16 protein-coding genes are annotated in these 19745 nt (G+C 42.4%); 9 read left to right on the top strand and 7 right to left on the bottom strand.

The annotated features are described in order from the left end of the window. Positions 1–55: 55 nt before the first annotated feature. A complete protein-coding gene (locus AC1XUD_RS16125) occupies positions 56–1630 on the bottom strand; it encodes an NAD(P)/FAD-dependent oxidoreductase (RefSeq protein WP_483362056.1) in 1575 nt (524 codons plus the stop codon). 138 nt (positions 1631–1768) lie between these two features. Between AC1XUD_RS16125 and AC1XUD_RS16130 the strand changes: the two genes are divergently transcribed. After that, positions 1769–2695: a sugar phosphate isomerase/epimerase family protein gene (locus AC1XUD_RS16130; protein ID WP_483362057.1), complete on the top strand. Its 927-nt coding sequence runs from the start codon at positions 1769–1771 to the stop codon at positions 2693–2695. A 5-nt stretch (positions 2696–2700) separates the two neighbouring features. On the opposite strand, the gene AC1XUD_RS16135 is transcribed toward AC1XUD_RS16130, so the two are convergent. Then, positions 2701–3123, bottom strand: coding sequence for a hypothetical protein (locus AC1XUD_RS16135; RefSeq protein ID WP_483362058.1), 423 nt, complete (start codon positions 3121–3123; stop codon positions 2701–2703). A gap of 211 nt (positions 3124–3334) precedes the next feature. Here AC1XUD_RS16135 and AC1XUD_RS16140 point away from each other — a divergent pair, with 211 nt between their 5' ends. The 3 genes from AC1XUD_RS16140 to AC1XUD_RS16150 all read left to right on the top strand — a co-directional run bounded on the left by AC1XUD_RS16140 (position 3335) and on the right by AC1XUD_RS16150 (position 5191). After that, positions 3335–3589, top strand: a complete 255-nt coding sequence (locus AC1XUD_RS16140) for a type II toxin-antitoxin system HicA family toxin (protein ID WP_483362059.1) — start codon at positions 3335–3337, stop codon at positions 3587–3589. Then, positions 3586–3798 carry a type II toxin-antitoxin system HicB family antitoxin gene (locus tag AC1XUD_RS16145; protein ID WP_483362060.1) on the top strand — a complete coding sequence of 71 codons (213 nt, stop codon included), beginning with the start codon at positions 3586–3588 and terminating at the stop codon, positions 3796–3798. The genes AC1XUD_RS16140 and AC1XUD_RS16145 overlap by 4 nt, the downstream gene beginning before the upstream one ends. Positions 3799–4030: 232 nt before the next feature. Continuing rightward, complete coding sequence (locus AC1XUD_RS16150) at positions 4031–5191, top strand: acyl-CoA dehydrogenase family protein (RefSeq protein ID WP_483362061.1); 1161 nt, start codon at positions 4031–4033, stop codon at positions 5189–5191. A gap of 183 nt (positions 5192–5374) precedes the next feature. Here AC1XUD_RS16150 and AC1XUD_RS16155 read toward each other — a convergent pair whose 3' ends face one another. Continuing rightward, positions 5375–6250: a sterol desaturase family protein gene (locus tag AC1XUD_RS16155; RefSeq protein ID WP_483362062.1), complete on the bottom strand. Its 876-nt coding sequence runs from the start codon at positions 6248–6250 to the stop codon at positions 5375–5377. Between the two features lie 227 nt (positions 6251–6477). Next, positions 6478–7968, bottom strand: a complete 1491-nt coding sequence (locus AC1XUD_RS16160; protein WP_483362063.1) for a helix-turn-helix domain-containing protein — start codon at positions 7966–7968, stop codon at positions 6478–6480. Between the two features lie 441 nt (positions 7969–8409). Between AC1XUD_RS16160 and AC1XUD_RS16165 the strand changes: the two genes are divergently transcribed. Continuing rightward, positions 8410–9837 (top strand): MBOAT family O-acyltransferase, encoded by a 1428-nt coding sequence (locus AC1XUD_RS16165; protein ID WP_483362064.1) that lies wholly within the window; start codon positions 8410–8412, stop codon positions 9835–9837. Positions 9838–9873: 36 nt separating this feature from the next. After that, positions 9874–10902, top strand: coding sequence for a hypothetical protein (locus AC1XUD_RS16170; protein WP_483362065.1), 1029 nt, complete (start codon positions 9874–9876; stop codon positions 10900–10902). A gap of 71 nt (positions 10903–10973) precedes the next feature. Here AC1XUD_RS16170 and AC1XUD_RS16175 read toward each other — a convergent pair whose 3' ends face one another. Further along, positions 10974–11642, bottom strand: coding sequence for a porin family protein (locus AC1XUD_RS16175; protein WP_483362066.1), 669 nt, complete (start codon positions 11640–11642; stop codon positions 10974–10976). 248 nt (positions 11643–11890) lie between these two features. Here AC1XUD_RS16175 and leuS point away from each other — a divergent pair, with 248 nt between their 5' ends. Further along, positions 11891–14716 (top strand): leucine--tRNA ligase, encoded by a 2826-nt coding sequence (leuS, locus tag AC1XUD_RS16180; protein WP_483362067.1) that lies wholly within the window; start codon positions 11891–11893, stop codon positions 14714–14716. Between the two features lie 104 nt (positions 14717–14820). On the opposite strand, the gene AC1XUD_RS16185 is transcribed toward leuS, so the two are convergent. Next, positions 14821–16014 carry a THUMP-like domain-containing protein gene (locus tag AC1XUD_RS16185; RefSeq protein WP_483362068.1) on the bottom strand — a complete coding sequence of 398 codons (1194 nt, stop codon included), beginning with the start codon at positions 16012–16014 and terminating at the stop codon, positions 14821–14823. A gap of 231 nt (positions 16015–16245) precedes the next feature. On the opposite strand from AC1XUD_RS16185, the gene acs reads away from it, so the two are divergent. Together acs and AC1XUD_RS16195 are read left to right on the top strand one after the other, a co-directional pair. Then, the gene (gene acs, locus AC1XUD_RS16190; RefSeq protein WP_483362069.1) at positions 16246–18135 is read left to right on the top strand and encodes an acetate--CoA ligase; all 1890 of its coding nucleotides are present in this window, start codon (positions 16246–16248) and stop codon (positions 18133–18135) included. Between the two features lie 150 nt (positions 18136–18285). Then, positions 18286–19419, top strand: coding sequence for an acyltransferase family protein (locus AC1XUD_RS16195; protein WP_483362070.1), 1134 nt, complete (start codon positions 18286–18288; stop codon positions 19417–19419). 158 nt (positions 19420–19577) lie between these two features. On the opposite strand, the gene AC1XUD_RS16200 is transcribed toward AC1XUD_RS16195, so the two are convergent. Next, positions 19578–19730, bottom strand: a complete 153-nt coding sequence (locus tag AC1XUD_RS16200) for a FeoB-associated Cys-rich membrane protein (protein ID WP_483362071.1) — start codon at positions 19728–19730, stop codon at positions 19578–19580. Between the last annotated feature and the right edge of the window lie 15 nt (positions 19731–19745).

Consider the following 19745-nt stretch of genomic DNA (forward strand, 5'->3'; position numbering starts at 1 on the left):
TGCAGTGAACAACTAATTTTAGATTTTTTTAAATAGAAACAAAATGAGAAAATGGTTACTTCATGTAAAGCTTCGCCAGCTGTTCGGCGCATCGCTCTCCATCCATTGCAGCCGACATAATACCGCCCGCATACCCTGCCCCTTCACCACATGGGAAAAGGCCTTTCAGGGTAGCATGCTCACAGGTTTCTCTATCGCGCGGGATACGAACTGGCGACGATGTACGGCTCTCCACACCGACTACCTGCGCTTCGTTGGTCAGATATCCCCTCATTTTCTTTCCAAAATCCATAAAACCTTCTCGCAGAGGATGGGCGATATTTTCAGGTAGTGTTTCAAATAAATTTACTGATTTCAAACCGGGCTGATAGGAGGTTTCATTAAGGTCAGGTGAAAGTCGGTTATTTACAAAATCTGATAATCGCTGGGCAGGTGCGGTTTGGGTATTGCCCGCTGCTTGACACGCACTTTGCTCGATCTCTTTTTGGAATTGAAGTCCTGCCAATGGGCCATAATCGGCATATGGTGCCAGATCTGCATCATCGATTGCGACAACAATACCTGAATTGGCGAAAGCAGAATCCCGTCTCGAAGGCGACATGCCATTTACAACCACCTCACCTTGCTCCGTTGCGGCCGGAACTATAAAGCCACCTGGACACATGCAAAAAGAAAAAACGCCTCTTTGGATTCCTTTAAACCGAGTTTGGGTAACCAGGCTGTAAGAAGCTGCTGGCAAATACGGTCCGCGATCAACTGCGCAATGATACTGGATTCGGTCAATCACATTTTGGGGATGCTCGATCCGAACACCCATGGCAAAAGACTTGCTCTCGATATGTATATTTTTTTCAGCCAAAAGCTCATAAATGTCTCGAGCCGAGTGGCCAGTTGCCAATATAACCCCGATACCGATATGCTCTCGGCCAGCATCCGTTACAACTCCTTTTAATACCTGATTGCTGACGATAAAGTCAGTGATTTTGGTATCAAAATGAATTTCACCTCCAGCTTTGAGAATGCTTTCGCGCATATTGGAAACCACCACGGGGAGCTTATTTGTACCAATATGTGGATGGGTATCGATCAGAATTTGCTCACTTGCGCCATGTCCGACGAATATTTCAAGTACCCTGCGGATATCCCCGCGTTTGTTGGAACGCGTATATAGTTTTCCATCCGAATAGGTTCCTGCGCCACCTTCTCCAAAACAATAGTTGGATTCGGAATTGACAATATGGTCTTTATTGATCGCCGCCAAATCGCGTCTCCGACTGCGAACATCTTTCCCTCTTTCAAAAATGACCGGTTTAATACCTAGCTCAATCAGTCGCAATGCAGCGAACATACCAGCCGGACCGCAACCAACGATAATGGCTTGAGGTTTTTGAGAAACATCCCGATATGCTAGCGCAAATTCAGCCAGCGAGGGCGGCATTTGATCAGTGAAAACTTCAACGGAAAGATTAATCTTCACCTGTCGGCTCCGGGCGTCGATAGATTGTCTGGTTTTCCGGAGGTAAACAGTGGTTGCAGATTTGATTCCCAACCGCGAACGAATATGTTGTTCAAGAGCGGCGTCGTCGAGGGCGATCTCGGGAGGAAGTACGAGTTGTAATTGCTGTGGCATATGGAAAGGGATTTAACCTTTAATGCTGCAAAGGTAATGATATTTGAAATTAGAGGAAAAGCAGGCGGTAATTAGGTTTGAGGACTTATATGCTTTTGTATTTGAAGTATTGTTAAAAGGGATTGTAAGTTATTGTATATGAGTATCAACCGAAGAGATTTTGTCCGTAATAGTATTGGCCTGGCTGCAGGGGTAGGCATGTTGGATATTGAAAAACTGGCTTTGCCAGGGAAACAGATATCATGCAATCAATATTCCTGGATCACATTTTACGCCCGTGAAGGCCGTGACTGGGGAGCAGATAAAAAGAAAAGTCTGACGGATTTTGTTGCTACCGGTTTAAAATCATATGAGCCGGCATTTAACAATGCTGCTGAGGTGGGAGAGTTGCTGCCTTTGCTCAAGGACTTCAAGCTGAATATGCCGTCGGTCTATGTAAATACATCTTTACACAAATCAGATGAGGCTCAGAATTCTATCAAAACCGTTTTGGAAATCGCCGATGCGCTCAAGCCCGCTCGTACTTCGATTATTGTCACGAATCCAAACCCGATCGCGTGGGGTTCTGATAAAATCAAGTCAGATGCAGAGCTGATCGAGCAGGCTAAGAACCTGAACAATCTGGGTGCAGAGCTTAAAAAGAGGGGAATTACACTCGCTTACCACACGCACGATGTCGAGTTGAAAGCTGCGGCCAGAGAATTTCACCATATGCTTTTAAATACAGATCCGGCGAATGTCTCGCTTTGTCTTGACGTTCACTGGGTATATCGCGGATCGGGAAATTCACAGGTTGCTTTATTTGATATAGTCAAATTATATGGCAAGCGAATTGTGGAGCTACATATCAGGCAATCGAAAGAAGGGATCTGGCAGGAAACTTTCACCGAAGGAGATATTGACTATCCACGACTTGTCAAGGCATTAAGCGATATGAAAGTACAACCGCATTTGGTATTAGAGCAATGTCTGGAGAAATCGTCGCCTAAAACAATGGATGGTGTGGCGGCTCATAAGCAGGATATAGCATATGCTTCGCAAATCTTTAAAACCTGGCTATCCTAATTTCGTCATTCTATTGCAATATATCTTTCGGAACACGATTCGAAACAATTAAAGCGTACTTCCAGCGTCTTTGATGTTAAATTGATAATACTCCAATGAATAGGAGGAAATGACTGCGAAGTGTTCTTTACTTCTAATAGTATGACGTTTGAATCAACCATCCTGTAGGAATTGTAGGGATTTATTGAAGAATAGAGAATCCCTTTTGTTTCCTTAAAACTCCCGTCTGCCCCGAATTCCAAAATACCAGATTGTTCCTCAATCACTTTGTGGTATTGTAAGCCACCTCTTGGATCGTAAAGCGCTTCCACCAACTTCCATTTTCCAACTAAACCTTTGTTTTCGAAAGTCTCTGTTGGAGAATCATTTTTGCATGATATCGTTATCAACACGCAAAGTATTAGCGAGTATAGATGATTGAGTTTCATTGTAAATGAAGTGAGATAGTTATCGAAACTAATTGGAATGACACGAGCTTCTTTGAGATGGTTGGAACGGCGGAAATCTGATCGTAAATATTTTGTTAGCTTGAAAGTTACTTTGAAGAGGTTTGGGTTTCAAAACATTTGAAAAGTGAAAAGATATCGTGATTGGGAAATACTGCAGGCTACATAAGTTTTTCACTTATTAAAATTGGAAATGAGTAAATTTGAAAAACTGCTCTTAAAATTGCTGGCTGGAGCTTCAGATAATAATTTTAGTTTCGAAGAACTCCGGTCAATATTGTTAAGTTTGGGATTTAGCGAGAGATTGACAGGCGGCAGTCACAGACTCTTTTATAAGGATGGCGTGTCCGAACTCGTTAACATCCAGCCTATTGGAAGTAAGGCAAAGCCCTATCAGGTAAAACAGGTGAGAGGTATTGTTTTAAAATATAAACTCGCAAAACTATGAACACCCGTTATGAATTGATCATGTATTGGAGTGACGAGGATAACGCATATATCGTTGAAGTTCCTGAGCTATCTGGCTGTATGGCAGACGGCCAAACGCAAAATGAAGCATTGGCAAATATTCAGATAGTGATAGATCAATGGATCGCCACGGCAATCGAACTAGGGAGACCGATACCGGTACCAAAGGGAAAGCTAATGTTTGCCTAAAAGACGTCGCTTTCCTCATTGTCTGCCTTTCCGAACTATATAATGTTTTGGAGAGGACAAATTTCGAGAAGTTTTGTCCAGATTCGAGCAGTGCGTTTATTAGACGAAGGGAAAAGATATTGTGAGAACATCCAAGGCGGGGTAACTCGCCTTTTTATATTTAAATAACCTCCATAAGTTTTTGGCCATTTTTGTCCGACACATCCACCAACCTTTTAACGTTCAAATCGCCATGCCAACCGACTTCTTCAACATCGCCGACCTGCTTTCTGCCGAACATCAACTGATCGCTGATGCAGTAAAAGAATTTACAGACGCCGAAATCAAACCAATTATGGAAGAATATGCGCAGCGGGCTGAGTTTCCTGTGCATTTGATTCCGAAGTTTGGTGCTTTGGGGCTTTTCGGGGCAACTGTGCCTGAGGAATATGGTGGCGGAGGGACAGACTATATCAGTTACGGGATCATGTGTCGAGAAATAGAGAGAGGAGATTCTGGTATGCGGTCGACTATATCCGTCCAAAGTTCCTTGGTGATGTGGCCAATACTTGAATATGGCTCGGAAGATCAAAAAATTAAGTACCTCCCACGATTGGCAAAAGGCGAATTGCTAGGTTGCTTCGGTTTGACTGAGCCTGATCACGGCTCTGATCCGGCGGGAATGAAATCGACTTTGACAATAACGCAAGGCGGGTATATATTGAACGGTTCAAAAATGTGGATATCCAACGCGCCGTTTGCGGACGTCGCGATTGTTTGGGCACGAGATGATAATGGAAAAGTTCGGGGCGTTATCGTGGAACGGGGAATGGAAGGATTTTCTACCCCAGAAATTCATGGGAAATGGTCGCTACGAACAAGCGCAACAGGGGAGCTGGTATTTGATAATATCTTTATCCCAACTGAAAATATATTGCCACTTGCAGAAGGACTTAAAGCACCACTACAATGTCTGGATAAAGCCAGATACGGGATTTCCTGGGGTGCTATCGGGGCGGCGATAGATTGTTATGAAACGGCAGTCAAGTATTCCAAAGAGCGACTTCAATTTGGAAAACCGATTGCCAGTTTCCAGCTTGTTCAGCGAAAATTAGCGGAAATTTTAACAGAAATTACAAAGGCACAGCTTCTTGCCTGGCGTCTTGGTGTTTTGATGAATGAAGGGAAAGCCACCACGCAACAGATATCAATGGCCAAAAGAAACAATGTAGAAATGGCATTGAATATCGCACGAGAATCACGTCAGATCTTGGGAGCAATGGGGATAACAGGTGATTTCCCAATCATGAGACATATGATGAATCTTGAGTCGGTTATTACCTACGAAGGTACCCACGATATCCATTTGCTAATTCTGGGAGCGGAGATTACTGGTATTACGGCGTTTAAATGAGCTTTTAGCGGATAGCCGGTTACCTTCTAGTTTTGGACGGGGTAGACTAGGATCAAATCCAAACGGTTTGACAGGGCAGGGAACTTTAAGTAGTAAGTGTTTTTTCCTAACAGCTAACAGCTAACAGCTAACAGCTAACAGCTAACAGCTAACAGCTAACAGCTAACAGCTAACAGCTAACAGCTATCTCTGCATCTCCTTGCTCGTTTTCCGGGATCCGTCGTGTGACCATCCTGGTGCTTTGAGGAGATATTTTAACTTGATTTTCCAGTTGGTTGGAGCTTTCATATCCTTCCCGATCTCCTTCCATTCGTGAAAAACAGTTTCAGCCAACCCTTCTTGCTTCGTTGATTTTGTGAGGCCATAAACTGGCGTAACATGTGGTATTTCTTCCTGAAAGGTTCCGAAAATACGGTCCCAGATGATCAGGCACATACCCATATTTTTATCCAGATATTCAATATTACTCGAATGATGAACGCGGTGATGGGAGGGAGTAACGAATATATATTCCAGCCAACCCAACTTTTTTACATATTCAGTGTGCACGATGATGCCATAAATCTGAGTTACAGAATACATTATAACAATATCGGCCGGATTGAAGCCGATCAGTACCAATGGGATAAAGTATACAAAACGATATAAGGGCTGAAAAACGGAAGAGCGAAATCCCGTCGTCAGATTGAAATGTTCGGAGGAATGATGGGTTACATGCACTGCCCAGAAAAGGCGGCAATGATGATCGACATAATGCAAAGTGTAAAAAGCCAGATCTTCCAAAAGGAATAAAAGTGTCCAATAGATATAAGGATTGGCAATGGGCTCCACGATCCTGAAATTATAGAACCATATCAATATTCCGATATAGGCAGCACGGAAAAGGAGATCTACACCGCCATTGATAAGCATGAGGGTGGCATTGGTAAACGTATCTTTCCAACTATAACTTTTACGATCTGAATGATTGGTTAGTAAAATTTCAACAGCAATCAGGACGATATAGAAGGGTGTTGATAATTTTAAAATCAGATCTTCAAATTCATAGGTGCCAGGCATATCAAAAAATCAAATTTTGACAAATATAATCTGCAAGAAACGGCGTACTCATCATACTTCGATACTTTTAAGAAAATTCTAATATATCTACAGTCTGTATGTACACCAAGGTAGTTAGGTTTTTGAGCGATTAAATATAATATTTTATAACTAATCGGAAAGCGTTTTGTCGTATAATTAACTTGAACCGAGTTTCTTAGGGCACGTTTCAAGCGAATACAAACCTATCAGTTTATCATTTTTCGAAGTGCTTTTCGTAACTCTTCGTTCTTGTGCCTTTTTTGTAAGATAACTGGAGCAGCAATGCGTTCGCGACAGTCGAAAAGTGCACATCTTTCGCATGTCTGATTTACTTCCCGTTTGGGAATGGCCGGGTCCTGAAGAAAGGTCAAGGTTTTCCTTGCCTGGTCGTCGAGGTATATACCCATGGAAAGGCTAACGTTCAGATTTGGTGTGATCACAGTCGGGTGGGCCAGACTCACCACCAGATATTCATCTTGCGAATCCAGATAGGTTGACAACTGTGCTTTGCACAACGTGCCTGAATATTGTTTTTGGTCAATTTGCTCGGACAAATCGTTTAATATTGTCAGGGCAACCCAGCGCCGGCAATAGTGTTCATCCCGAACTGTATGTGGGTAATGTTTTCGTGAAATATGCAACTCCTTGGTCATATCGAATAGATTCTGACCGCCGAAATTGTTGAATCTCGAAAAGAATATTTGTTTCAGACCAAAATATTTGGGCATGACATTGCTCAGCCGGTAACAGAATGATTCAGGAGTAGTATTAAATTCCGTGATGAATCCGAGCAACTTTTCAGGCTGCCATTCGCTAGATGCAAAAAACTCGTTCAGCCTATTGACGAGCAAAGTTCTTTTGATAATAATGGCAATCGCGAAATAGGAAGCTTTGAAATTATTGAGCAGCTGTTCAAAAGACTCCGCTTCTACGAGCGCGGTGGTATGAAGCCTGTTTTTGAGATTAAGATATAAATATCCGATTTCCCGGCCATATATAAATGCGCGCTGAACAGACGATAAGTGGTTGTTGATCAGTAGCTTGTGACCGTTAGATCCTGTTATGGTAAGGGATCTGATACTGGACAATTCAGGCGTAGTCTTTTCGTTGATGACTTCAATTTTGTATCCGTAATTATTTTCCAGAATTGCTTTCAGATCGTCTTCTTTGAGCAACACATCATCCGGAATTTCTTGCTCTTTCAGAAAACGCTCCGCTTCCAGCTCTATATCCTCAAAATAATTATCATGCATTTCCTGATATGTCCGCAAAGCTGAAAAGTAAAATTTTTCAATGGACATATTATAGTTCCGCGCGATCTCAATGAGTGTTCCCACAAAGGCACTTATTTTAGTTGGTGCTGTGGAAAGTATTTCCAAAAGCGTCGCAGGATCTACGCCAAATAGCTCTAAAGGAAGTTCCGTCAGAATATTCGAGTCCAAAAGTTCGGCTATCGGCTCAAGTCTTTTGGTAAGTTTCATCGAAACCATGGTGTCATAGTCCACATCCATGGCCTTGGCTAATGCCAGAATCTTATCTGCTTTTGGGTATTTCTTGCCTTTTTCAATTTCGTTGATATACGAAAGAGACATTCCTGATTTTTGAGACAACTCATTGAGAGATAATCCTTTGTCCAGACGAAGTTGCTTCAATTTAAGCCCGAAAATTAGCCGAACATTGTCAGTATTTAGTGCCACTTTTTATGATAGAGAGAACTTCTGTGTAATTTAATATATCCGGATAAGAATCAAATGGATTCTGCAAAAGTATGAAATACGGCAGTTATAACCGGTGTAAACAAAAAAAGCGGTTGGACACATACATATATGTCGTCGCTTACAGAGATATCATTTTTAAATTTATTGACGGAACAAAGTAAATAGTCGATCGGTAACACTTTACAATTCAAAATCGAAAATACACATTGTTACGGGCTGCGAATCTGACAGCCATCGCCTTACAATTTTCCACTAAATAAGAAAAATTAAACAAACATTAGGTTTCCCGACGAGCACGCGTTGCGGATTGCCAGGTAGAATTATGTCTGCTGAACATTCCAAATGCCGTCTTCCAAGGTTTGCCTGATATCCTTGTCATGCTCAACGTATACCCACCATTGAAAAACTACCCTCTTAATAATGCTTTTTAACTCATTACATTTTTTACTATTCTTTACCTTTGTAACCACTTTATATTACACAATTCCCGGGAGACTCAGGTGGTTGCTTTTATTAATTGCCAGCGCTTATTTTTACGCCTCTTTCATACCCGTATATCTTCTGATATTAGGGGTAGTAATTGTCGTAGATTATTTTGCAGGCATTTGGATTGAGAACTCTTCCGGATCAAAAAGGCGGTTTTTGCTTATCTTAAGTATTGTTGCAAACGTAGGTTTCCTTGCCTTTTTCAAGTATTTCGATTTCCTCAACGACAACTTCACCCACGCACTCCAGCTCATCGGACAGAAAAATGTTGTTCCTCCTCTAAAAGAAATGTTTCCTTCGTTGATCTTGCCCATCGGACTATCATTTCACACATTTCAGTCGATGAGTTATACCATTGAGGTATATCGCGGGAACCAAAAAGCGGAACGTCATTTTGGAATATATTCGCTATATGTACTTTTTTACCCCCAACTGGTAGCGGGCCCTATTGAACGACCTCAAAATGTTCTCTGGCAATTCCGGGAGCAATTCGATTTTAATTGGGACAATATCCGCATTGGTCTGACATTCATCGCCTGGGGCATGTTTAAGAAGGTTGTAATTGCTGACCGATTGGCACTGGTTACCGATGCGGCCTATGGAGACGTAGCTCACCAAAGTTCGTCTGCGTTGTTAATAGCAACGCTTTTCTACTGCTTCCAGATCTATTGCGATTTTTCCGGATACTCGGATATCGCCATTGGCACGGCGCGGGTGATGGGCTTTAAGCTCATGACGAATTTCAATGCGCCATATTTTGCAGAATCAATATCTGAATTCTGGAAAAGATGGCATATCTCACTTTCAACATGGTTTAGAGATTATGTTTATATTCCGCTGGGTGGAAACCGGCGGGCCAAAAGTAGAGTTTATGTCAACATATTTATCGTTTTTCTGCTGAGTGGGTTATGGCATGGGGCTGACTGGAAATTCATAATCTGGGGGTGTATTCATGGATCTTACCTGATTCTCGCTCAGATTTTCAGTTCCGACAAATTACTACGTTCGGGTAATAACGGAAAGACCGTCGCCACGCTCGTGCAGGCCTTTCATATTATCTGGACTTTCCTTCTCGTGGCGACTGCCTGGGTGTTTTTTCGGGCAAATAGTGTCTCTGAAGCTATATATATCCTTCAAAAGATATTCAGTCTTTCCGAATACGGGGTGCCGCATATTGCAGCTAGTACCGGAGAATTCCTGTTCTCTCTTGCCCTGCTGCTACTGCTAGTGTTAAAAGACAAGTTCTTTCCCAGATACATACCGGATACCAGAATGTTTACGGTGCTGTTTCCTCTCACCTCGCTGGGCTGTTACTTATTCGGCGTTTTTACCAGTAATCAATTTATTTATTTCCAATTTTAGTTCATGGGTATTCTCAATCCTCTTATCCGGTACTTCATGGTAATAGTGACCGGCATCATTTTTACGATTAGTTTGTCCCCGACTTTACAACGAGCAATGGCAGCGAAGGGCTGGATTCCCAATCAATATCGATTTGGCGATCTGTATAATACTTCTAACCTGAGGATGTTTAAGGAAGTTGATTTTGGTCGAAATGCTGTCCTGCTGTCTTCCGACGAACCATCCAGGAAATATGCCGATGTTGATCTATATACCATTGGCGATAGTTTTACCCCAATGGACACCAGTTATTATGCAGGGCGCAGAAACCACCATATCTGGTTGGGTATCAACGTTGACACGGTCGAGCTGGATCGTTCAAGGAAATCAATTTTAGTGATAGAAGTTATCGAACGGACGATTCAGGAAAGATTGAAGAATGATTATAAGGCACTTTATATTGATAAAGGATATCAGTTAAAAGGGATGTCGAGCCATATTCCTAGAAAGACTGAAGAGCAAACGGCTTCATTTTGGTGGAATAGGTTCGGGGATCAGATCAATCAGCGAATCGAATTTTTACTGTTTAATTTCGGGCCATTTTTGGCTTTAAAAGAGTGGAAATCAGATATTATGTTATCGTGGTTTAATCGAACTCACTCGGGTGCTATCATTTCCAAAAATCATAAACACTTGTTTTATAACATAGAAGCAGATCCCGGAACGGAGTTTTCACCGTTTTATAATATCCCGGCCACCTCCATTGATTCTGTTGTAAATAATATGAATAGTATCCGGGATTACTACAAAGACGCTGGCTTCGAAGAAGTTTATTTTTGTTTGGTTCCCAACAAGGTTACCGTTTGTGAAACTGACCGGTATAAATATAACAATCAAATCGCCAGGATTGAAGAGCATTCTTTACTTCAGGCTCCGGTACTATCGATTGAGGATACGCTCAGAGTGCATCCGGAGTGGTACCATTTGGGGGATGGACACTGGACCGTGAAGGGACAAAGATATTGGCTGAAGGTTGTTAATAACACTGTCAAAAATTGGAGCAAGGAGAAATACGCTGCCAAATAAGAGTATTTTGATTACATGAGAAACAAAAAAAAGGAGTCGTTAGGGCGACTCCTTCGCAACTTGGCCAAGGGTTAGAATATTGCTAATCCGAGTGTGGCTTGGAATAGGTTACTCTTTCTCCCGAACTGTGCTTCCGTTGTGCTGTTGTTGAAATTGACTTTGGCAATTTCAGTAAAGTTTCCTTCATATCTGACATCAAGGCTCAACCTCCCAAAATCCAACCCAACGCCAGCCTGATAGCCATATGCTACTCTATTTTTAAATTCTGCATTTGAATTGTCACCGGTTAAAGCATCAAAAGAATCACTCAGCTTTCCATTGTTCGTCAACCTGATAGATGCCATTGGTCCAGCATTTATTCTTAAAAAACGCGCAACCCTGAATCCAAAAAGCACCGGAACATCCAAATTTGAAAACCGGACATCGACCTGCCCCTTATCGTTTTGAACGCCATCTTCATATACATTGAATTTTCCGCCTTTTTGCGAAAGCAATATTTCAGGTTGTATAAATGCTGTCTTGCCAAACCGGAAAAATACCCCTCCTGCAAATCCCAACGTCCTGTTTGAATTGTCTTTAAAATTAAAAGACTCGCCACTGTTTAGCGAGAGATCGTTGCTTCCATTAATATTAGAGAGGTTCGCGCCCGCTTTTATTCCAAACCTGAAACCCGGCGTTGATTGCGCAGAAGCTGCGAAACCGATTGATAATGCAAAAAGTGTGAAAATGATTTTCTTCATATTAAGTTTCCAATTTGGATGAATGTTATACTTATTTGAAAAGCATAACCAAAAACTTGTGCCATATCTTGTGTTGGAAGTGAAAAATTTTCAACAATAGGTCACATATCAATGAAACAAACCAGGAGTGAATTGGGAAAGAAGTACCGAATGCGAGCAAAAAACACTAATTTTGCGGGAAATTTTATCTGGGAATATACGCACTCAGAATAAAATGATAATTAAATAAAAATGGAAGTTTGAAAGCTATGAGTGAATATAGTCACAAGGAAATTGAGAAAAAGTGGCAACAGTTTTGGGAAACGAATCAGGTAAATAAAGTTGAAAACAACTCAGATTCTCCTAAATATTATGTGTTGGATATGTTTCCTTACCCGTCGGGCGCAGGGTTACATGTGGGCCACCCACTCGGTTACATAGCTTCCGACATTTATTCGAGATACAAAAGGCTTAAGGGCTTCAACGTCTTGCACCCGATGGGCTTTGACAGTTTCGGACTTCCCGCGGAACAATATGCGATTCAGACAGGCCAACATCCCGCGGTGACAACTCAGGACAATATAGCCCGTTATATCGAGCAATTGAAAAATCTGGGTTTAAGTTACGATTGGAGTCGGGAGGTAAGAACTTCGGAGCCGGGATATTACAAGTGGACGCAATGGATCTTTATGGAGTTGTTCAACAGCTGGTATAATAAGGATTCTGATAAAGCTGAGTCGATTGAAACATTGACAAGCATTTTTGCAAGAGAGGGGAATTCGACCGTAAATGCGGCCTGCGACGAAGATATCACGCTTTTTACAGCCGACGAGTGGAATAGCAAAACCGAAGAAGAACAATATAAAATCACGTTAAAGTATAGGCTGACCTATGTTGCTGATGCCACGGTAAACTGGTGTCCGCAATTGGGTTCTGTATTATCCAATGACGAGGTAAAGGACGGCGTCTCTGAAAGGGGAGGATATCCCGTGATTCAGAAACTCATGCGTCAGTGGATGATGCGTATAACTGCCTACGCACAGCGGTTGCTGGATGGCTTGGATACTGTCGACTGGACAGAATCGCTGAAAGAACAACAACGCAACTGGATAGGCCGCTCCGTTGGAGCGTTAGTTAAATTTGAAGTGGCAGGTGCCGATGGAAAAGAAGACAATGCTCACCACATTGAGGTTTTTACCACTCGTGTTGATACCATTTATGGTGTGACTTTTATGGTGATTGCTCCAGAACATGAATTGGTGGATGTTATTACGACAGCAGCGCAGCGTGGGGATATTGACGCATACATTGATATGACTAAAAAGCGGTCTGAAAGAGATCGTATGTCGGATGTCAAAACCGTCTCTGGTGCTTTCACCGGAGCATATGTGATCAATCCATTCAATGGCGAAAAGGTGCCTGTTTATATTGCCGACTATGTTTTGGCTGGATATGGTACCGGTGCAGTTATGGCAGTTCCATCGGGCGATCAGCGTGACTGGAACTTTGCAAAGCATTTTAATTTGCCGATCGTGCCAATTTTGGACGGTCAGAAAAATATTGAAGAACAGGCTGACGCGACGAAGGAAGGCAAGTATATCAATTCCGGCATGATCAACGGGATGACTTTTAACGAAGCCAACAAAACGTTGATCAGTTGGCTAGAGGAAAAAGGAATTGGTAAAGGGAAAATCAACTATCGTCTGCGTGACGCCGTTTTCGGTCGCCAGAGATATTGGGGAGAACCTGTACCTGTTTTCTACAAAACCGATAGCGAAGGAAATCAGTTGCCTTATCTGATGGAAGAAAGCGAATTACCGTTGACACTTCCTGAAGTTGATAAATATTTGCCAACTGAAACAGGTGAGCCGCCATTGGGCAGAGCCGCTAACTGGGAACACGCCAGCGGAATGCCCTATGAAATGAGCACAATGCCGGGTTGGGCAGGAAGCAGCTGGTATTGGTACCGGTATATGGATCCTTCCAACGAAAAGGAGTTTGCGTCAAAGGAAGCTATTGATTATTGGAAGGCTGTTGACTTATATGTTGGGGGAACCGAGCATGCAACGGGCCACTTATTGTATAGTCGTTTCTGGAATAAATTCCTGACAGACAAGGGCTTTGTTCAGGAGGAAGAGCCGTTCAAAAAGCTGATCAACCAGGGAATGATTCAGGGACGAAGCAATTTCGTATACCGGATCAAGAGCGACGATTTTAGCAAGCCTGTTTTTGTAAGTGCCGGATTGAGAGGAGAATACGACGTGACGGCTTTGCACGTTGACGTGAATATTGTTGAAAATGATGTTCTGGATTTAACAAAATTTAAAGCCAGCCGGAAAGATATTTCTGCCGAAAACGCTGAATTTATTCTGGAAGACGGGAAATACGTTTGTGGCGTGGAGGTCGAGAAAATGTCAAAATCAAAGTTCAACGTTGTAAATCCGGACGATATCGTTGAGAAATATGGCGCAGATACCCTTCGTCTTTACGAAATGTTCCTGGGGCCATTGGAACAGGCTAAGCCCTGGAATACCAACGGAATCGACGGGACATATCGTTTTATCCGCAAGTTCTGGAGACTTTTTTATAATGAGAATGGTCAATGGATTGTAAAGGAAGAGCCTGCGAAGGAAGAAGAGTTGAAGGTTTTACATAAGACAATCAAAAAGATTGAAGAGGATATTGAGCATTTCTCTTTCAATACTGCCGTGAGCGCATTTATGGTTTGCGTAAATGAATTGGGAAGTTTGAAATGCCACAAAAGGGAAATCCTGGAGAAACTGGTGATCATCTTGTCGCCATATGCCCCGCACGTAAGTGAGGAGTTGTGGAATGCGCTGGGAAATTCGGAAGGAATGGTTTCGAAGGCAACTTTCCCAGCCTGGGAACAGAAATATGTCGTGGATGCAGTATTTGAATATCCGATCCAGATCAACGGAAAAGTGAGGATCACAATCCCATTTGCACTTGATGTTGCTGCTTCGGAAATTGAAAAAGAGGTATTGGCCAACGAAACAGTTGTGAAATGGATGGAAGGAAAACCTGCCAAAAAGGTGATCGTCGTGCCCAAACGGATCGTGAATGTTGTAATCTGATTTTTGGCCGGTAATATCCGGCTTCATATCTAGAAATGAAAATGAGCTGTCTTAATGGGCAGCTTATTTTTTTACAAACTTGCCAAAAAGAACTACTAACCAGATTATATCTTTTCTGTAATAACAACCACACGTTTTTGATCAACGAGCGTGGTAGCAAAAAGATAGAAGTCGCCTCCATCCTTGAGGCGCATTTTTTTGCGAAATTCCTGAACGGTACCTGGAAAGTTCCGTATAGTAACATTAGCCTTGTCGCCTTTAATATGCTCCTGGATAGACTTTTGATCTGGTTTACTAAGGGCCACCACCTTAAATGTACGGCCAGGGAATTCGGTTATCAGATTTTCAGAAGTATATAGGTGGCTGTTGGGAGCAATCTTTTTCAATTGAAAATGAGATCCGGTTTTTTTTAGAAATCCTGCTTTAAGGATCGCGGCATGAGGTTCGTATAGATAGGCGAGTGGTGCACTATATTCGACTTTACTGGATTGTTCCTCCAAAAGTGTGGCACTTAGTCCATTAAGGACAGATCCATTCGAATCCAGTAATCGTGCCTTTCGGATATAGTTTTCTGTCGAGTTTGTTTTTGGATTTAACATAAAAAGAAGCTCCTTACATTCATTTCCCAACCCAACAATATGAACTTCCGTTACGCCGCCCAGCTCTTTAACAGCCAGATCAATATCCAGAAGAGGAGAGGTTTTGATCATGATATTATCAGCCGTACGATATAGTAAATCAAGGTTTTGAACAATATCTGGTGTACAGGCCGAAAGGCGAACGACTTTTTCCTGTTGCGTACCCCGGCGGGCAGGGTCAGTATATATCCAATCTGCTTTTATTTGATTTTTTTCGAGATAGTCAAGCGAATCGGCGTTGATTGCGGTGATATGATCGGCTTTGAGCTTATCAAAATTATAGCGCGCGCTTTCCCACACATCCGGGTTCATTTCCAGATACACTGCCTTCCTGAAATTCCGGCTCATATAAAAAATATCGATACCGGTTCCACCCGTGACATCAACTAAACTTTCACCCTTTATCAGGCTTGATTTATACATCGCCGTCGCCTCTGACGAAGCTTGTTCAATGGATAGCGGTGGTGGAAACAGGAGTTCTGGAATGGCACACCATTGCGGTAGTTTTTTGGCAGCCTTTTGTCGTGCCAGGATCTGGCTCGCTAATTTTTTGATATCCAGCTCTTTAAATTTATTGGCACTCAGAATCAACTTGTTGACGTCCTCGGAAAGGTTTTTTTGGATGAAATCAATTTCTATTTCCGACAGAGAGGATGACATGGTATTTGCATTTTATTAAGTTCCCCAACATCGACTTTCAACATAGGGATGATTCGGGGCAAATATACTTTTTGAAACTTATTGCACCCTTGGAAGTTAAATTTAGCACTTTTATGCAGAATGGCTGCTTTATTTAATAACACACTCTCTTCTGTTTTGAGTAGGACTAACCAAATGAAAATTATAACTTGTCGGGCTAATACGTATTCCTAAGTTAACCTTTTAATTATTATGAGAATTAGGACCTTTGATGAATATCAGGTCGCCTACAAACAAAGCGTAGATGATCCCGAAGGTTTTTGGGCGGAAATAGCCCAACAGTTTAAATGGCGTAAGCCCTGGAAAAAAGTATTGAGCTGGAATTTCAACGAGGCGGAGACGAAGTGGTTCGAGGGTGGCGAGCTTAATATCACTGAAAACGCGATTGATCGGCATCTGGAAGAAAGAGGAGATCAGGTTGCGATAATCTGGGAGCCTAACAATCCGGAAGATGAGGCAGTATCGATTACTTATCGGGCATTGCATGACCGCGTTTGTCGGTTTGCAAATGTTCTGAAAAAGCATGGAGTTAAAAAGGGAGACCGGGTTTGTATTTATCTTCCAATGGTGCCTGAGCTTACGGTTGCTGTTTTGGCTTGCGCCAGGATCGGAGCGATTCACTCGGTTGTTTTTGGAGGTTTTTCAGCCAAATCCATCGCTGACCGAATCAACGATTCGCAGTGTGTGATGGTCATTACTTCCGACGGTGCTTATCGCGGATCGAAAGTAATTCCGATGAAGGAGACTGTGGATAATGCACTGGAATTGTCATCAAGTGTGAAGAATGTGATCGTAATGACACGCACGAGAACACCAGTTTCAATGATCAAAGGACGCGATTTGTGGTGGGAAGAGGAGGTGAAAAATCTGGATTCCATATGTCCGGCCGAACCGATGAACGCCGAAGATCCGTTATTTATCTTATATACTTCCGGATCAACAGGTAAGCCGAAGGGTGTGGTTCACACTTGCGGTGGGTATATGGTTTATGCTACCTACACTTTTACAAATGTGTTCCAATATGAGCCGGGCGAGGTTCATTTCTGTACCGCCGATATCGGTTGGATTACAGGTCATAGCTATATCGTTTACGGTCCACTTTGCGCTGGAGCAACTTCGGTGATTTTTGAAGGAGTCCCAACATTCCCGGATGCGGGACGTTTTTGGCAAATTGTTGCGAAGCATAAAGTGAATATCCTATACACCGCGCCAACAGCCATTCGTTCGCTGATTGCTTTCGGGCTTCATTTTGTAAAAGATCACGATTTGTCTTCTCTTACCAAACTAGGGTCCGTTGGCGAACCGATCAATGAAGAGGCCTGGCACTGGTTCAAGCAGAATGTGGGTGGAGGTCATTGTCCGTTGGTAGATACCTGGTGGCAAACCGAAACCGGCGGGATTATGATTTCGCCTCTGGCGGGAATAACTCCCGAGAAGCCAACTTTCGCGACGCTGCCATTGCCCGGAATTCAGCCAGTTTTGGTAGATGAAAAAGGGGATATTATTGAAGGAAATAACGAGACTGGAAATCTTTGTATCAAGTTCCCTTGGCCAGGAATTATCCGTACCACCTGGGGAGATCATGAAAGATGTAAACAAACCTATTTCTCGACTTACAAAGGCATGTACTTTACGGGCGACGGATGTTTGAGAGATGAAGATGGATATTACCGAATTACCGGCCGTGTGGATGACGTCTTGAACGTTTCCGGTCACCGGATCGGAACTGCGGAAGTGGAAAATGCCATCAACATGCACCTTGGTGTGGTCGAATCTGCTGTTGTCGGATATCCGCACGATATCAAAGGACAGGGTATATATGCCTACGTAATCACGGATGATAAGCCGTCAGATGCTGAAATGTTCAGAAAGGATATCCTTGCGACCGTGTCACGTGTAATCGGGCCGATCGCGAAACCGGATAAAATACAGTTTGTAAGCGGATTGCCAAAGACCCGTTCAGGAAAGATCATGCGGAGGATATTACGCAAGATCGCAGAGAGCGATACGGGAAATATGGGCGATACTTCGACCCTTTTGGATCCTTCAGTAGTGGAGGAGATCATTAAAGGAGCGCTATAGTTTTTGAATATAATTGAAGATAAGGCTCGGCTTTGAATGTCCTTTCACGCGTGTTAGCGCAAGGAAGGATTTTCTGGCCGACCTTTATTTTTGTGTTAGTGCCAATCGTTTTGTCAATTATTATTCAATTCAATCGAGCCGATACATCTTATGACACCAAAAAGATACTATAAACCAGAGCTGGACTTACTTCGCCTTTGTGCTTTTCTTTTTGTGTTCTTCACCCATCGAATGGACCTTGCTCGGATTGATCCCACTCAGTTTTATTGGGCACATCATATTAGCCTGGTTGGAGTTTACGGAGTACCTCTTTTTTTCTTTTTAAGTGCCTTTTTAATAACGGAATTGCTTATCAAAGAGCAAGAATTATTCGGTAAGATTAACATAAAGGCATTTTATATCAGACGGATCCTCCGCATTTGGCCTCTATATTTTACATTCTTTTTCGGAATGGTTTTGCTGACCAATCTTTCAGATAAATTTGGATCAGTTCCTGGTACAGCGCAATTAATGTTCAGTGTTTTTTCCGGAAACTGGTATATCACTTTTTTCGGGTGGACTGCCTATCCTGTAAATCCACTTTGGAGTATTTCGGTGGAAGAACAGCTTTATATCATACTTCCCCTGTTAGTATTTTATGGTGGAAAGAGAGGGTTAAAATTGTTTTCTTTTATCGCTCTGATCGTTGCCTATTGCACGATTGTTTACTATGCCCAACACCCTACAACAGGGTTTAGTGGAGAATGGACGAATAGTTTTGTCCAGTTTCAGTTTTTTGCGGCCGGGATTCTTTTGTCCATATATTTGAAAGGGTGGCAACCCAGTTGGCATGTTTTAATTCGTGCTGTAGTATTTGCCAGCGGATTGGTGTGTTGGTTAATCGCCTCAATCATCTGTAAAATAAATGCAGATGCACCTCACTTGTCATCTATTCCTGAGGCTGTTATTGGCTGGCTTTTTGTACTAGTTGGCGTCGTGTTGTTCTTTCTGTCATTGTACGGAACACCGGCCAGATATCTCCCGGCTCCGCTGGTGTATCTCGGTCGCATTTCTTATGGATTGTATATCTTCCATATCACTATGTTTTTTCTCGCTTACAGTGTATTTAAGGATGAACTGAGAATTTTCAGTGAAATGATTGGCTTGGCTGAATGGAGCAATAATGTGGGATTTGTAATTGCTTTTGTTGCGACAGTGCTGATCTCGACGGTGTCTTACAAATTTTTGGAACAGCCCTTTCTAAGATTGAAAACAAGGTTTACATACATTCCGTCGCGAGATTAGCACGGAGAAAGGCAAATTCGGGTGGAGGATTTGTAACCTTGTATACTAACAAAAATAAAAAAAAACTCAAATTCAGTTTTCAATTTCGCTTTTTGTGAGCAGTCTTGAACATTGAATTTGAGCCTTAATGCAACCGTAAAAACGGTTAATATATCAATCTACACTGATCGAGCAGCGTTGTCGGCAGAACAGCCACAACCTTTAGAGCAACCGCCTTTATTCTGTGTTGTCAAACTTTTCCAAACCCGCCAACCCATATAACCTGCGGCGGCCAAAAAAAGGAATATTACGATTACTTGCTGAACCATCATGTTTTGCAAACAATG

The sequence above is a fragment of the Dyadobacter sp. HNCC25DJ184 genome (genome assembly GCF_056895215.1).